The organism is Ilumatobacteraceae bacterium (assembly GCA_033344875.1).
Taxonomy (GTDB): domain Bacteria; phylum Actinomycetota; class Acidimicrobiia; order Acidimicrobiales; family Ilumatobacteraceae; genus Ilumatobacter.
In genome coordinates, this window is sequence record JAWPMO010000001.1 from 273,288 (window position 1) to 287,121 (window position 13,834).

The 13,834-nt window shown below is 65.4% G+C and carries 20 protein-coding genes and 1 tRNA gene; 6 read left to right on the plus strand and 15 right to left on the minus strand.

The window, feature by feature from the left end; genetic code table 11:
- Positions 1–2: 2 nt before the first annotated feature.
- Positions 3–563 carry an OsmC family protein gene (locus R8G01_01250; protein MDW3212596.1) on the minus strand — a complete coding sequence of 187 codons (561 nt, stop codon included), beginning with the start codon at positions 561–563 and terminating at the stop codon, positions 3–5.
- A gap of 197 nt (positions 564–760) precedes the next feature.
- Here R8G01_01250 and R8G01_01255 point away from each other — a divergent pair, with 197 nt between their 5' ends.
- The gene (locus tag R8G01_01255; protein ID MDW3212597.1) at positions 761–1,612 is read left to right on the plus strand and encodes a class I SAM-dependent methyltransferase; all 852 of its coding nucleotides are present in this window, start codon (positions 761–763) and stop codon (positions 1,610–1,612) included.
- Between the two features lie 34 nt (positions 1,613–1,646).
- On the opposite strand, the gene R8G01_01260 is transcribed toward R8G01_01255, so the two are convergent.
- A complete protein-coding gene (locus R8G01_01260) occupies positions 1,647–1,799 on the minus strand; it encodes a hypothetical protein (GenBank protein MDW3212598.1) in 153 nt (50 codons plus the stop codon).
- A gap of 62 nt (positions 1,800–1,861) precedes the next feature.
- The gene (locus R8G01_01265; protein MDW3212599.1) at positions 1,862–2,122 is read right to left on the minus strand and encodes a hypothetical protein; all 261 of its coding nucleotides are present in this window, start codon (positions 2,120–2,122) and stop codon (positions 1,862–1,864) included.
- A gap of 218 nt (positions 2,123–2,340) precedes the next feature.
- On the opposite strand from R8G01_01265, the gene R8G01_01270 reads away from it, so the two are divergent.
- Positions 2,341–2,493, plus strand: coding sequence for a hypothetical protein (locus R8G01_01270; GenBank protein ID MDW3212600.1), 153 nt, complete (start codon positions 2,341–2,343; stop codon positions 2,491–2,493).
- Between the two features lie 79 nt (positions 2,494–2,572).
- Here R8G01_01270 and R8G01_01275 read toward each other — a convergent pair whose 3' ends face one another.
- Positions 2,573–3,340, minus strand: coding sequence for a hypothetical protein (locus tag R8G01_01275; protein MDW3212601.1), 768 nt, complete (start codon positions 3,338–3,340; stop codon positions 2,573–2,575).
- A 61-nt stretch (positions 3,341–3,401) separates the two neighbouring features.
- Positions 3,402–3,872 carry a GNAT family N-acetyltransferase gene (locus R8G01_01280; GenBank protein MDW3212602.1) on the minus strand — a complete coding sequence of 157 codons (471 nt, stop codon included), beginning with the start codon at positions 3,870–3,872 and terminating at the stop codon, positions 3,402–3,404.
- Positions 3,873–3,965: 93 nt separating this feature from the next.
- Here R8G01_01280 and R8G01_01285 point away from each other — a divergent pair, with 93 nt between their 5' ends.
- The gene (locus R8G01_01285; GenBank protein ID MDW3212603.1) at positions 3,966–5,015 is read left to right on the plus strand and encodes an aminotransferase class V-fold PLP-dependent enzyme; all 1,050 of its coding nucleotides are present in this window, start codon (positions 3,966–3,968) and stop codon (positions 5,013–5,015) included.
- A 113-nt stretch (positions 5,016–5,128) separates the two neighbouring features.
- Positions 5,129–5,359 carry an SHOCT domain-containing protein gene (locus R8G01_01290; protein MDW3212604.1) on the plus strand — a complete coding sequence of 77 codons (231 nt, stop codon included), beginning with the start codon at positions 5,129–5,131 and terminating at the stop codon, positions 5,357–5,359.
- 53 nt (positions 5,360–5,412) lie between these two features.
- On the opposite strand, the gene R8G01_01295 is transcribed toward R8G01_01290, so the two are convergent.
- The 10 genes from R8G01_01295 to R8G01_01340 form a co-directional block, all read right to left on the minus strand.
- Positions 5,413–7,986 (minus strand): DUF4332 domain-containing protein, encoded by a 2,574-nt coding sequence (locus R8G01_01295; protein ID MDW3212605.1) that lies wholly within the window; start codon positions 7,984–7,986, stop codon positions 5,413–5,415.
- Between the two features lie 221 nt (positions 7,987–8,207).
- Positions 8,208–8,277, minus strand: a tRNA-Gly gene (locus tag R8G01_01300).
- Positions 8,278–8,790: 513 nt separating this feature from the next.
- Positions 8,791–9,384: a hypothetical protein gene (locus R8G01_01305; protein ID MDW3212606.1), complete on the minus strand. Its 594-nt coding sequence runs from the start codon at positions 9,382–9,384 to the stop codon at positions 8,791–8,793.
- 21 nt (positions 9,385–9,405) lie between these two features.
- Complete coding sequence (locus R8G01_01310) at positions 9,406–9,792, minus strand: hypothetical protein (protein MDW3212607.1); 387 nt, start codon at positions 9,790–9,792, stop codon at positions 9,406–9,408.
- Positions 9,793–9,803: 11 nt separating this feature from the next.
- The gene (locus R8G01_01315; GenBank protein ID MDW3212608.1) at positions 9,804–9,989 is read right to left on the minus strand and encodes a hypothetical protein; all 186 of its coding nucleotides are present in this window, start codon (positions 9,987–9,989) and stop codon (positions 9,804–9,806) included.
- 70 nt (positions 9,990–10,059) lie between these two features.
- Entirely contained in the window at positions 10,060–11,298 is a 1,239-nt protein-coding gene (locus R8G01_01320; protein MDW3212609.1) for an IS110 family transposase, read from the minus strand.
- A 257-nt stretch (positions 11,299–11,555) separates the two neighbouring features.
- On the minus strand, positions 11,556–11,786 hold the full coding sequence (locus R8G01_01325; protein MDW3212610.1) for a hypothetical protein: 231 nt from the start codon (positions 11,784–11,786) through the stop codon (positions 11,556–11,558).
- Complete coding sequence (locus tag R8G01_01330; GenBank protein MDW3212611.1) at positions 11,783–11,968, minus strand: hypothetical protein; 186 nt, start codon at positions 11,966–11,968, stop codon at positions 11,783–11,785. Before R8G01_01330 ends, R8G01_01325 begins: the two co-directional genes overlap by 4 nt.
- Positions 11,965–12,147, minus strand: a complete 183-nt coding sequence (locus tag R8G01_01335; GenBank protein MDW3212612.1) for a hypothetical protein — start codon at positions 12,145–12,147, stop codon at positions 11,965–11,967. The genes R8G01_01330 and R8G01_01335 overlap by 4 nt, the downstream gene beginning before the upstream one ends.
- Before the next feature lie 324 nt (positions 12,148–12,471).
- Positions 12,472–12,735 (minus strand): hypothetical protein, encoded by a 264-nt coding sequence (locus R8G01_01340; protein MDW3212613.1) that lies wholly within the window; start codon positions 12,733–12,735, stop codon positions 12,472–12,474.
- 162 nt (positions 12,736–12,897) lie between these two features.
- On the opposite strand from R8G01_01340, the gene R8G01_01345 reads away from it, so the two are divergent.
- Positions 12,898–13,206: a transposase gene (locus R8G01_01345; GenBank protein MDW3212614.1), complete on the plus strand. Its 309-nt coding sequence runs from the start codon at positions 12,898–12,900 to the stop codon at positions 13,204–13,206.
- A 44-nt stretch (positions 13,207–13,250) separates the two neighbouring features.
- On the plus strand, positions 13,251–13,676 hold the full coding sequence (locus R8G01_01350) for a hypothetical protein (GenBank protein ID MDW3212615.1): 426 nt from the start codon (positions 13,251–13,253) through the stop codon (positions 13,674–13,676).
- The last annotated feature ends 158 nt before the right edge of the window (positions 13,677–13,834 follow it).

Sequence of the window (13,834 nt, forward strand, 5' to 3'; positions counted from 1 at the left end):
TCTCAGATGACGGTGACGTCGATGGTCGTCGGGTTGGCGACGATGTCGAAGACGGCCGAGCGCTTCTGCGACTGCGCCACGATGGCCTCGATGTCGGCGTTCGAGGCGTCGGCGTCGATCGCATAGGTGACCTTGATGCCGTCGTAGCCGTTGCGGACGTCGCTGTCGATCCCCAGGATGCCCTGGAGGTCCATGTTGCCCTCGATGGTCGCCGTGACCGAGCGGAGCTGCACACCCCGGTGCGACGCCACGGTGGCGACGCCGGCGGTCAGGCACGAGGCCAGCGCCGCGAGCACCATCTCAGGCGGGGTGACGCCGTTGTCCTCCGACGCGAAGACCTCGGGGTGGTCGGCGTCGAGGGTGTACGGCTGACGATGGGCGTGGTCCTGGCCGAGCCCGGAGAACCCGGTCACGGTCGAGCGGCTGTGCGTGCCGCTCACCCATTCACAGGTGGCTCGCCAGGCGAACTGGGCCAGCTCCGGAGCGTCGGTGAGGTGCTGACGTGCGCCTCGCAACGCTTCGATGTTGACGCCGTTGTCGACGGGGGTTGCGGTGGTTGTCATGTGATGTTCCTTCGTGTTGTCGGAGCGCCGTGCCGGCGTCTGTTCGGTGAAGCAGGCGGTTGCGTCTGCCTCCATCACTCTCCGGGAATCGGCTCGATCAGTCTTGGAGGCGGCCTGACGAGTGGCTGAAGCCCGAAGTCAGCCGGTCTTCAGACGATGTTCATGACTCGCTCGAGCCCGGCCCGCACGATGGAGCGATGAGTATCGAGACGCCCACCGAGACCGCCGGCGACGCACCGGACGCGGCGAACCGGGTGCACGACTGGCAGGAGGCGGGGGAGGCGTGGGGCCACTCGGCCGTCGACTGGGCGTACCTGTACGAGCACTACGCGCTCGACGCCATGTTTGCCATTTTCCAGCGGATCGGGGTCGCCGAGGGCGTCCGGGTGCTCGATCTGGCGTGCGGTTCGGGGCGAGCGATCCGCCATGCACGGGCGATGGGTGCCTCGGTGGCCGGTATCGACGCGGCGGCGACGCTCGTGGAGATCGCCCGTGACCGCAACCCCGACTCGGACGTCCGGCTCGGTTCGATGTTCGAGCTGCCGTGGGACGACGGGAGCTTCGATGCCGTCATGTCGATCAACGGCGTGTGGGGTGGCTGTGAGCCGGCGCTGGTCGAGGCGAACCGAGTGCTGCGCCCCGGCGGGATGATCGGCATCAGTTTCTGGGGGACGGGGGCGCCCAACGACCTGCGTGGTTGCTTCAAGGCGTTCGCCCGTCACGCACCGCAGGAGCACTTCGGGAGCATGAAGAAGCTGAACAACATCGCCGCCCCCGGGGTCGCCGAGCAGATGCTGGCCGACGCAGGCTTCGAGGTGGTCGAGCGCGGTGCCCGGGTCTCGGTCGTCGAATGGCCGGACGCCGAGCTCGCCTGGCGGGCCCTGTCGTCGGTCGGTCCGGCGGTTCCGGCCCTGCGACACAGCGACCCCGAGGTCGTGAAGGTCGCGGTGCTGGAGGCGATCGACCACTGTCGGGACGCCCACGGCGCCTACCGCTTCGAGAACGACCACCACTTCGTGATCGCCCGCACGGTCGAACCAGCGGGCTGATCGGCTCGCGCAGCGGGGCGGGCGGCGGCGTGGGTCAACGGCCCATCGGTTCGCCGAAGGCCGGGCAGTCGGGGTTCTCGCACATCGACGGCTCACCGGGCGCCTCGGGCGGCAGCGCGCTGACCCCGCACGCCGGACAGATCGGCGACACATCATGATCGTCGGTCTCGTCCCACAGGTCGCTCATGCCACCAGTGTCGCCGCCGCCGAGGGGTTTCGTTCACGGCCTCCGATGCAGCGCGGCGATCGTCAGGTGTCGGCGAGGACCGACGCGGCGACCGCGTCGGCACCCCGCTCCGAAAGGAGGAGGGTGTAGTGGTTGACATCGGGGACCATGCGATCGACGAGCTGGGGGAGCTGGGCCCGAGTCGCCTCGACGATGTCGTCGGGGAAGAGCGGGTTCGGTTGGTCGAGCAGGTTGCGCGGCGCCCGGATCAGCGACGCCGGGCAGCCGATCTGATCGAACCGATGCAGGTCGTCGTTGGACAGCTGGTCGCGCCCGTCGGCCATCACCGCTGCTTCCGACACTCTCGACCGTGTACCAGTTCGCGACACGAATGCCCATGGCACCGATGGCCGCCAGCGCGAGCCAGTGGTCGATGGGGTCGAACACCCCGAGCCGACCAGCGCCCGGGCCATCTCCGAACAGTCCTGACGGCCGGGACGTCAGCTGATCTGTGTGCAAGCCACGATGTGTGAGATCCCGTCGATCGGGCACCTTCGACACCATGGTGACACTGCTGATCATTCTCGTCGTCCTCGCGGCGCTCGGCATCCTCGGCGCCGTGGTCGAGGGGCTGCTGTGGCTCACACTCATTGCGGCCGTGCTGCTCGTGGTGGGCCTGGTCTACGGATGGTCCAAGTTGAAGGCGTCGAGTTGACCGAGTCCACCACGCGCTGAGCGCGCGACCGAGCGTGGTGTCACGAGGTTCGGTGTCGTCGGCCAGTCACGGATCTGCGTCACGCCGACGAGGTGCCGTGGTGGCCGGGAACGAGCAGTTCCGCCGCCATCCGATCCCGACAGGAGCCGCAGATCCCGTGCGCGAGCGGCGGTAGCGACGACCCTTCCAACGAGCGCGTGACCTGAACGAACTCTTCGATGGCGAGCCAACGAGAGCCCTCCTCGACTCGCCCGCACCAACTGCACAGCGCGACAGGCTGGAGATCGACGTCTCGTTCCGATGTGCCGTCGAGGAGCGACACCGGTGGCCGGGCTTCTTCGAAGACCAGCGCGCAGCGGAACTGCACCCGGCCATCGGGCTCCGGTGCGATCGACATTCTCAGCCACCGCCGGGCGTGAGGCGCATCGCATCGAAGCGGAACCTCGGTCTGCTGCTGTGAGGCTCGGACGCGCGCGACCAGGAGCCGCCACAACTCCCTGACTTCGTCGTTCTCGATGTACGACCACAGGGTGCGGTTCGACGGTGGTGCGGCGAGTTCGGGGGCGTCGTTGTCGCGGGCGAAGTCGGCCCAGTTCCGACCAACTGCGATGACGATGTCGTCGGCGTCGATCGAGTACTCGACGACCGTGCTCGTACGAACGTCGAGCGACCCGGATTCGCCCTGCGACGGTGCCGGCCTCGAGGTGATCGCCGCCTCGATTCCGGCCCAGACGTCCTCCGGTGGGTCGACGAGTTCGAAGTCGGCTTCCTCGAGCTCGGACAGCACCGACGAGATCCGGTCGCCCGCGGAGGCCCCACCGGTTGCATCGTGAGTGTCGCCCGCCATGGTCCCAGCCTATGCGCCGACGTCGCATCGGCGGGTCGTTCGCCGGTCGCCGGGCGGTCGCTCAAGCTCGGCGGTGGGTCATCCACACGTAGTCGACCGGTTGGCCTCTGTTCCACTCGGCCTCCTCCGCAGCGCTGACCCGCTCGAAACCGGCGGCGCGATAGCACCGAATCGCGATGTCGTTGAGGGAGTGGACGCGCAGAGCGACCAGTGGATAGTGGCGCCGTGCCTGCTCGACGAGGCAGACGACCAGCTGCGTACCGAGACCCGATCCGCGCTGTGACGGGTCGACGATCAGATGCGCGAGTTCGACCTCTTGCTTGTCGGTGTCGACCCAGACCTCGCCGTAGGCGACGACCTGTTCGGCCTCCCGGAGCACGAACGCCTCCGCCGATGGTGAGTCGGCCCACGCCTCCACGGTCTCGCTCGTCACCGACGGCAACGAGCACCACAGCATCGTGGCTTCGGTGTCGCCCGCCCACCCGGCGACCGTGTCTGCCCAGCGACTGTCGAACAGTGCGATCTCGGCCATACCCGCATCATCTCAGAGATCGAGATCGCCCGATACCGGTCGGGCGCGATGCGATCGTGGCCCAGCAGCGCCGTAGCCAGCAATGATGAAGGCATGTACGAACCGGATGTCATGGAGCAGTGGGCTGCCCAACGATTCGAGAGGGTGCCCGGGTACCTCAACACGGCCACGCTCGGGCTGCCGACCACAGCGTCGCTCGAGGTGTTGCAGCGGCGCATCGCCGAATGGCAGTCCGGCACGTTGCACGCGCCGTCGTTCGATGCCGACGTCGATCGGTGCCGCACTGCGTACGCCGGTCTGGCCAATACCGATCCGTCCCGTGTGGCGATCGCCAGCCAGGCCTCGGTGGTGGCCGGCCTCGTTGCAGGTTCGACTTCGGCCGGCGGCACGGTGTTGTGTGCGGAGGGTGACTTCACATCGGTCTTGTTCCCGTTCCTCGCCGACCCCGACATCACGGTCCGCCTCGTACCGCTCGCCTCGCTGATCGACTCGATCGGCGATGACGTCGATCTGGTCGCCGTGAGCGCCGCACAATCGAGCGACGGGACGCTGCTCGACCTCGGCGCGCTCGCCGACGCGGCCGACCGTGCGGGCGCCCGCACGTTCCTCGATACGACGCAGGCCACAGGATGGGCCGAGTTCGATGCCGACCGGTTCGACGTCACCGTCTGCCACGGGTACAAGTGGTTGTGCTCACCGCGTGGCGCCGCGTTCATAACCGTCGGTGCGTCGGCCGACGAGTGGCTGCATCCGCTCAATGCCGGTTGGTACGCGGGCGACGACCCGTGGGCGTCGATCTACGGTTCGCCGCTGCGACTCGCACCGGACGCTCGCCGGTTCGACGTCTCCCCGCCGTGGTTCTCGTTCGCCGCTGCCGCTCCGACGTTGGAGATGTTCGCTGATCTCGGTGTCGCCACGATCGGCCGCCACAGCGTGGGTCTCGCCAACGAGTTCCGTGAGCGGGTCGGCCTCGAGCCGTCGAACTCGGCGATCGTCAGCGTGCCGAGCGATGCCACCGACGCCCTCCGGGTCGCCGGTATCGCCCACGCCCCGCGCGACGGCCGACTTCGCTTCTCGTTCTACGTCTACAACACGCTCGCCGACGTCGAAGCCGCGGCAACCATCGTCAACGCGGAGCGGTGATCGGGTCGCTGCGGGCTCCGACGGCACAGGCATCTCGCCGGTGCCCGCCGAACAGGTTGCGTCACCGGTGGTGATGCGACGGGCGTGTACCGCGCCGGGGCTACGGTCTGCGCATGGGACTGTTCGGCAGAAAGCAGCGGAAGCAAGCTCGCCCTGAGAGCGCGGTCGCTGCCGAGCCGAGCCCGGCGCCACCCAGCCCCCTCGACCAGCCCCCTCCCGCTCCCGATCCGGTGAAGGAGTTGGCGCGATTGGAAAGCATGCGAGATCGAGGCGAGCTGACCCGGGACGAGTTCGACATCGAGAAACGCAAGGTCCAGGCCTCCCAGAGCTTCCGCCGAATCTGAAGCTTCGGTCCGGCCGATCCCGGATACAGGTCGAGCACAGCGGCAGCGGGCGATCAGTCCTCTGCTGCCTCGAGAACGGCTTCCGCTTGCGCGATCCACGAGCGGACCTCTGCATCCGAAGGCGTGCGCGTCACTCCCGACGCCAGACCCACTGAATCCAGCTTGCGCCTCAGAGCAACCGCATCACACCCGGCAAGTGCCTCTACGGAGGGAACCCCGCAGAGGTAGAGGAGGTTCGCGTAGCGCTCACCGATACCCGCCATCGCGTCGAGCGCCGCAAGGTCCCGCCACGCTGCGAGCAGTTCGTTGGGCGCCTCAGTCCACTCGATGATCTCGGCGTCGGTTCGTCGGCTCAGCGCGGCGAGTGTCGTGACATCGTGAGCCGCGAGTCGGTCTGAATAGTGCTTTCCGATGACCGTGACCCGTGCCAGGCTCCCCAGATTCGTGGGAGTCTTCGGAGGGTCCACCAGCCTCACGAACTCCGGATTCGACTTGAGAGCGGCGAAGAACGGATCGTTCTTGGCATAGGCCGCGAACGTCGGGTGGGCCACTGCGACGCGGAGCAGCTTCAGCGCCTCGGCAGCGTCGGTGGTTCGGCGGGTCCGAACGAGCGGCGTGGCCAGATATGACGCCGCGTTGTACGAACCGCGAATCGACTTGCTCGACTCCAGGATCCACTCCTGCTCGGTCGTCGGATCCCACGCTGCGGCGAATGGACCCATCGAGTCGAGCGAGACCTGCATCTGGCTATGGCTCGATTCATTCAACGCAGGCTTCCTCTTGGACTCGTCTGCTGCCAGGCGGCTGCGGAGCAGGGCTACATCAGCGCGAATTGCGACGAGGAGCGCGTCGTCCTCGTCGCGATTTCGACCGTCTGACTTCGCTCGAGATGCGCAAAGGTTGAGCGTCGCGACAACCTTCGCGTGCAGCGAGAGGATCCCGGCCGAATCGTCAGCAACTTCCGTGGCCAACTGGTGTGCAGTTTCGATCAGGTGCTCGGATGCCCTCTCGAACTCGTCGCTCGTGGCTGTGCGTGCGGAGAGCATCATGAATCCGAGACGTGCTGCTCGGTTGCCTGGGTCAGCGTGCCAAGCACGTGCGTAGCATTCCAGTGCCCCGGCAGTCTCTCCGCCGTTCAGGTGGTCAATCGCCGCTGCTTGGTACGCGAGCGTTCGCCAGTTGGTCGCACCGCCAAGACCTTCGACCTGTTGGAGCTCATCACCCTCGAACTCTCGCAGCAGCTCGAGCAAGACCCACGTTGCCGCCGGGCGTGCGAGATCTGTGTGAGACGTCGTCGATTTCTCGGATTCCTTGTCGGACTTGACCGATTCTTGGTCGCCAGCGAGGCTTCGACCCAACTCTCTTGAATAGATCGCGGCGGCAGAGACGAGGGTTCGACCGTGCCTGAGCTGGATCGAGATGCCTTCACCGCGACGGCCGGCAGCGATCAGTTGACCCGATATCTGTAGGTCCGAGCCCGTCTGCAACAGCGCTTGGAACAACTTGACTGCGGCCGCGACCACCTTGTCTTCCGGACCGCTGAGCGCACTGATGGAGTCGCTGTCCAGTTGCGCGTGTGCAAACGGATCGACGACCTCGATGCTCCCCCCCTTGTCCTCGACGAGGCGTGCCAGCTCGGTCGCTATCAGCTGCCCTATGGGCGAGCCAGGATCGACCGCACCATCGGCGCTCGAGAAGCGATCGAATCGGACGCGCTGACGCTGGGCCAGGACCCACCCGAGCGCGACGAAGATCATGGTGGGCACAGCCACGGTGAGATACGGATCCGCAAAAGTCCAGTCGCTCTGTGAATAGATGAGGCTGGCGACGATCGCAGCTAGCGCCGCACCTACCGCCAGTTCCCAAGCGAACTCCTCGCTGGGCAGCAGTGCGAAACCCACGAGGAGGACCGCAATCGCCGGCGGGATGATGTCGATCCAGAGAGGGATTGATGTGTCCGAAAGACGGATGACGAGACCCGCTGCCAATAACACGCCAATTGCCGCACGCGAGCCCTGCTGCCGGCGCAGAGATCGACGGATCCACGGCGCGCCTCGACGTCCGATCGCGGTACCTACTGCGTTCAGCAGTGGCAGGGCCAGGGCGACGAGCAGCAGCGCCTGGCCGATTCGAGTCGCGGTGTCCTGGGAATTGGACCAAACACCAGACCACCATCCTTCGGCTGTCGTCCGTCCCGTCTCGGAGGTGGGTTCGTCCGGGATCTCGGCAAGTGCCTCGTTGACGTCGTCGCTGAGGCTGCGGTCCAGACGAACGGCATCGGCGCAAGTGGCGAGAGCTTCCTGCTGAGCTTCCGACCACTTCGTGGCATCAGCTTGCGCCGCTGTGTCGGCCGCCGCTTGGCACGCTTGTTTCTGGTCGTCCGCTTCCTCTCGTTGGCGATCGGTCAGCAGGAGTCCCCGCGCGCACTCTGGATGGTCCTTGTCGGTGTTGAACGCGTCGCTCGCTGCGTCGAGTTGGCCAGCGGAAAGCAAGGCGTAGCCCGTTGTGCACGACTCGGGCACCTCGCTCGTTGCAGAGACTGCACGAGGAGGCACGACGAGTGCACCGACAAGGAGGACGAACAGCGCCCCAGCCACCAATCGACCAATCGACCAACGCCAGCCCATCCGCGAAACGTACTGCACGTGACGGGCCCAGAATCACGGTATTGCATCGTTGAGGGCTCGAGCCACGACTGTCGAGGTCCGCCTGCTTCCTCGAGTACACGCAGCCCGATCGCTCGTGAAGGCAGACATCCTCCGTAGTGGTCGGCAAAGCATCATTCAGCGCCGAGTGACGGTCGCCGTGGCAGGATCTCTGGTCGGCAAATCTGACCAGTGGGTTCGCGCGGAGCGAACGACGGGAATCGAACCCGCATCATCAGCTTGGAAGGCTGGGCGGCGGAGGCGCATCACCCCTGGTAGATGGCCATCCGGCCAGCTAGACCGGCAAATCGCGGGAGCCAGGAGTTGCCGTCGGATGACATCACTGGACACAGTTCTAGGCATTTTCTAGGCACAGTGACGCTGCGCTGAGACGCGGCGCTGTTGGCGACCATCTCGGGCGTGGTGGTTGCGGCGGAGTGAGTGGCATGCGTGCCTCGGGACCGGCACATCGGGGGCACACCGTGGCCAGTTGGCCCGATTCGAGGAATAGAACCCTGCCGCATGGTGGGTGGAGAGCCCGCTCGACGTGGACGACACCCTGGCCCGCTGGGAGGCCCTGACGTGAACGAGATGCGCCGGGTGGTGGCTCACTACGTGGAGAAAGTGACCGTGCTCCCGGCCATGACCGAAGACCCCCGCACGGGCAAGCCGCGGAAGGCCACGGACCGGGAGCGCATCGCCCTCACCCTTCGAGTGGAGCGCGACCTCGTACCCGTCGTGTTGCGCTAACTCGACGCAAGGTGCTCCCTGCCGAGTTCCGGCTCGCTACCACTGCGGCTCGCCAACCGGAGCGATGGTCTCCAGGAACTTGGGGAGATCCTCGATCTGCTTCAAGAGTTGTCCCGACAGGTACCGAACCCATCGGTATCCGGCAGCATCACGGAACGCGATGCCTCTTGCGTGGCTTGGCGTCGCGAACGCAGCCTCGATTGTGAGTCCGACAAACACCATCGTGGACTGGTCTTCGGTGAGCACCGTCGTGCTCTCATCCTGCGGCGTCACGTGGGCGACACCCTGAAACACGACGAACGCTCTAACGTCGTAGACCGGAAGCTGGCTTGAGTTCCGTGCGACGACTATCAGTGCGTCAGGCTGGGACTTCCGGGCTGTACGCCCTCCCGCTGAGCATGTCACCATCCTGGCTTGCCAAGCGAGTCGCTCGGCTGCGTCGATGCCGAATCGTCGCCGCTCGATCTCGATCGCCTCCCTGGTCAGATCGCGTTCAGCCTCGATGTTCTCCTGCGACCGCTTGCGCTCGCTCCTCGTTGCCACGACTGCGTAGGCAACTGCCGCTCCGGCCATTGCGCCGCCGAACCACTCGCCGACGGTGCCCCACTGGATGTCGTCCCACCACGCCATCTCACGATGGTAGAGGGGGCTCTACTCGTCGGAGTCGTCATTGCTGCCAAGGTGCTCCCACAGCCACGCGCCGAACATGGCGACGAACAGATCCCACGACTTCTCGTGGAGGAGTTCGATCACCATGTTGACTCCGGCTCCGTCGCCGCCCTGGCTGAAAACGGAGGACTCGACTTGCCAGGAGATCGCCTGTGGGGCTTCGTAGATGCTGAGCCCGAGCCCATGTTCGTCTCTGAGGAACACCTCCGAGACGAAGTCGTTGACCGAGTCGTTGAGCGCATCGAGCGAGACCTCAGTCCCGAGTTCCTCCGGAGCCTGTACGCGATGTTCCTTGAGGATCTCTCCGGTGCCGACGAAGGTGCCGTCCCGAAGTCGGATGTCCAGCACCAGCGAGTCGAAATACGCCACGGGTGCGACCCCTACGCCCGCTCGATCCAGGCGACCGTGTTGGCGGGCACCCGCAGAACCTGCCGCGTGCGACCGGCTGTGCCTTGGTTCACGTAGAAGTCGATCCAGTGCGAGTCGGCCGAGTCCGACCATCCGTCGGCCTCAATCTCCTCGGAGTTCCGGCTTCCTCGGTTGTAGCTGATCTTCATAGTTGCCATGGCGACCACGCTACGCGTGGGGTGTCACGTAGTTTCTTTGGCTCTCCTGCGTCTTGTGCCCGGACCTGGGTTATGCGGCGGTGAGTTCGACCTGGTAGCCGAGTCGTTCGAGCTGCTTCACGAGTTGTTTGCGGCGATGCTCGGGTTGGTCGCGTCCGGCGAGATAGTCGGTGCCGAGTTCGGTGTAGATGGTTTCCTCCGCGAGGAGGTGCCAGCAGATCACCAGGATCGTGTGGGCGATCGCGATCAACGCTCGCTGCTCGCCACGTCGTTTCGCGATCCGCCAGTAGCGGACCTTGAGATAGCAGTCCTTGGTCCGCACTGCTGACCACGCGGCCTCGACGAGCGCTGACGTGAGCCACGGGCTGCCATGTCGGGTCTTGGTCGAGCGGTGCTTGCCGGCCGATTCGTTGTTGCCCGGGCACAGTCCCGCCCACGACGCCAGATGACCCGGTGTCGGGAAGCGAGACATGTCGACACCGATCTCGGCAACGATGATCTCGGCGTTCCGACGAGCAATCCCCGGGATCGTGTCGATCCGGTCCCGGGCCTCAGCGAAAGGGCTCATCAGCTGATCGACGTTGTCGTCGAGATCGGTCACGGCCCGGTCCAGGTAGTCGATGTGGTTCAGGATCTGACGGCACATGACGGCATGGAAGTCACCGAATCGTCCCGGCACCGCCCGAGCGAGCAGATCCTTCTTCGCCTTCAGTTTGCGTTGAGCCATCCCGGCCAACACCTCCGGGTCGCGTTCACCGTCACAGAGCGCTTCGAGGATCATTCGAGCAGTCACCCCGGTCGTGTCCGACACCACCGCAGAGAGCTTCACGTTGGCGTCTTCCAACAGCTTCTGGAGCCGCTGCACCTCACGGCCGCGTTCCTCGGTGAGCTGACGCCGATAACGGGTGATCTCACGCAACTGCCGGAACTCGACCGGAGGAACGAACGAACCCCGCAACAGGCCACACTCCAGCAGCTGCGCAATCCAGGTCGCGTCGTTCACATCGGTCTTGCGGCCCGGCACGTTCTTCACGTGTTGCGGGTTCACCAACAACATCTCCTCGAACGCACCCTCGTCGAGGACCTGCCACACCGGCTTCCAGAACACACCGGTTGCCTCCATCGCCACCTGCGTCACACCGAGCTCGGTGAGCCACACCCGCAACTCGACCAGATCAGCATCGAACGTCGAGAACGTCCGCACCACGGTATCTCGTTTCCGGCGGCCTGTTCCTGGCGACCGCACCGCCGCCACGACCGTCTTCTTGTGCACGTCGAGACCGGCGCACCGGTCAACGATCACCTCCATGTTGGCCTCCCTTCGGGTTGTTCCGGTGGGCCCGGTCGGGATCAAAGTTTCAAAGACGGTGTCACACGTGCTCGCAGCACAATCGCAGGCCACCTGCGGGATCCCGCCGTCATGGTGTGACGCGGGTCAGCACAGCTGACACCACTCCCCTTTACGACGTCTCCCGGACCCACCCCAAACTTCATCCCCGCAGCCAGCGGGCGTCAAGCCCGCCATCACTGGTGTGACAGGGTTCGCGGAGTCGTGGCGGCGCGGCCCTACTCGGCGCCGATGACCACTCCCAGCACGATGAGCGACCAGTGGTGGGCAGCCTCACCGCAGTCCACGCAGCGATGCTCCGAGGCCGGGCCGTAGAACTTCCGCAACGCCCAGTGCATGGACGTGTACTTCATCGGGGTGGCACCCCACGCTGGCATGACCGGGAGATCCTCCCAGTCGCCGATCTCGGTCAACTCTGCGAGGTACTCGGGTTCGATGCGCTCGTTCACTTCTCCACCCCCAGACGCTCGGCCAGGGCATCCAACTCGGACTCGAACGTGGCCTCGGCGATCGCCTCCACAGCGTCCTCGTCGGCACGAGCCTCGCGGTAGCGCGGCCCGCAGTACACCTGGACGGTCTCTCCGGCCGCCTGGTCGAAGTAGCGGTAGCGATCGACCCTGATCCCTATCATCCTGGCTGGGTCTTACGAGGGGACGACCGGTCGCCGCGTTCCTGAACCCGTTGGCGTGCGACCCATCGCAGCACATCGGCGACGACCTGGGCGTCGTGCCGGCCGAGCGCGCCGTCCATCGACAGGGAACGGGCAAGCTGTTCGAGTTCGTGGGGCGGCGGGAGTTCGTCGTCGGTCATGCGCCGATCATGACGAGAGGGTGTCGCAGTCCCGTTCAGTAACTGCCGAAATGCGCTTGGCAGTACTTCTCTCCCGGCAAGGGTGCTCCACAACACGGACGTTTGACAGAACCCCTACCCACCTGACCGGCGCACGCTTGCGGTGCCTGTGGTTTGGCCTCGCGTCGCTCATGATCCCATCGACACGGATCATGGCCGTAGCAGAAATCTGAACCCCGAGCGACGTAGGACACACAGGGCGTCCCGTCCTTACGAACGGTGAGACACATTCTCGGCACGGGCTTCATCGGCTTCTGCGCCCAGGGAATCGCGGCCAGTTGTAGATCATGCGGTCACCATCAGCGCACCGCCGGCTTCAATCACGTGAGCTGGTTGGAGATTGCCGTGTGTGTCGTACTTGCGAATGAGCACCTGAGCACCACCGACCTCGTCCGACGCCAGCTCGATTGCCAACGCACTGTCGTCAACGCACCGCAGCAGAGCCCCCATCGGCACCGAGGGTCCTCCATCCTGCGGGTCAAGCCGATGAAAGATCCATACCTCGGCGCATCGCCCGATCATGTCTTCGTAGATCTGTTGCAGCGTCATCTCTGACATCCCTTTCTGTCCGTGACGTTCTGAATCACGTCCTCATAGAGACATCACCCGCGGAGCCAAACGTAACGCGCCGCTCTGGCGCTCGGGTCTGCTGCATGAATCGGTGACATCTCATCTGGCTTGCTCGAGGAGCGGGCCTGGAAGGATGTTGCTATGCCGAAGCCGTACCCGAAGGAGTTCCGCGACGACGTCGTGAGAGTCGCCCAGAACCGTGAGTCGGGGGTGACGCTCGAGCAGATAGCGAAGGACTTCGGGATCCACCCGATGACCCTGTCGAACTGGCTCTCCCAGACCGCCATCGACGCCGGCACCAAACCCGGCAAGACCACCGCGGACAATGCCGAGTTGCGCGAAGCGAACAAGCGGATCCGTCTGTTGGAGCAAGAGAACGAAGTGCTGCGCCGAGCGGCTGCGTATCTGTCGCAGGCGAACCTGCCGGGAAAAGGATCTACCCGCTCGTGACGGAGCTCGCTGCTGATGGGATCCCCGTCACGGTGACGTGTCGGGTGTTGAAGCTCTGCCGCCAGGACTACTACCGATGGCTCCACGAACCCGTCACCGATGCTCTGCTCGACGAGGCGCACCTCACCAACGCGATCTTCGACGCCCACGTCGACGATCCGGAGTTCGGGTATCGGTTCCTCGCCGACGAGGTCCGCTCAGCCGGCTTTGACGCGTGCGACCGGACGGTGTGGCGGATCTGTCGAGACAACGGCTGGTGGTCGGTGTTCGGCAAGAAGAAGAGCAAAGCGGGCAAGCCGGGCACGCCGGCCCATGACGACCTGGTGAAGCGCGACTTCACCGCAGCGGGTCCTGACGAGTTGTGGCTCACGGACATCGAGCGCCACGAGGCGCTTCCCAACCGTGTGGTGATGAAAGGACACCACCGTGTGCTCGTCGCAGCGGGCGCACCGAAGCTGAGGGCAGCCTGATCCGGGGAACGCCGGGGAGGGTGGACAGCAGCCCTGACAACGACGGAACGGGCCAGCACTGCCAGATGGTCCGGGTCCGGCAAGCAAGACGGAAAGGCGTACGTGAGGAACCAGCGACTGAACGCTCCTCAAGAGAGCCAGCAGCTCGAACCTGGTGG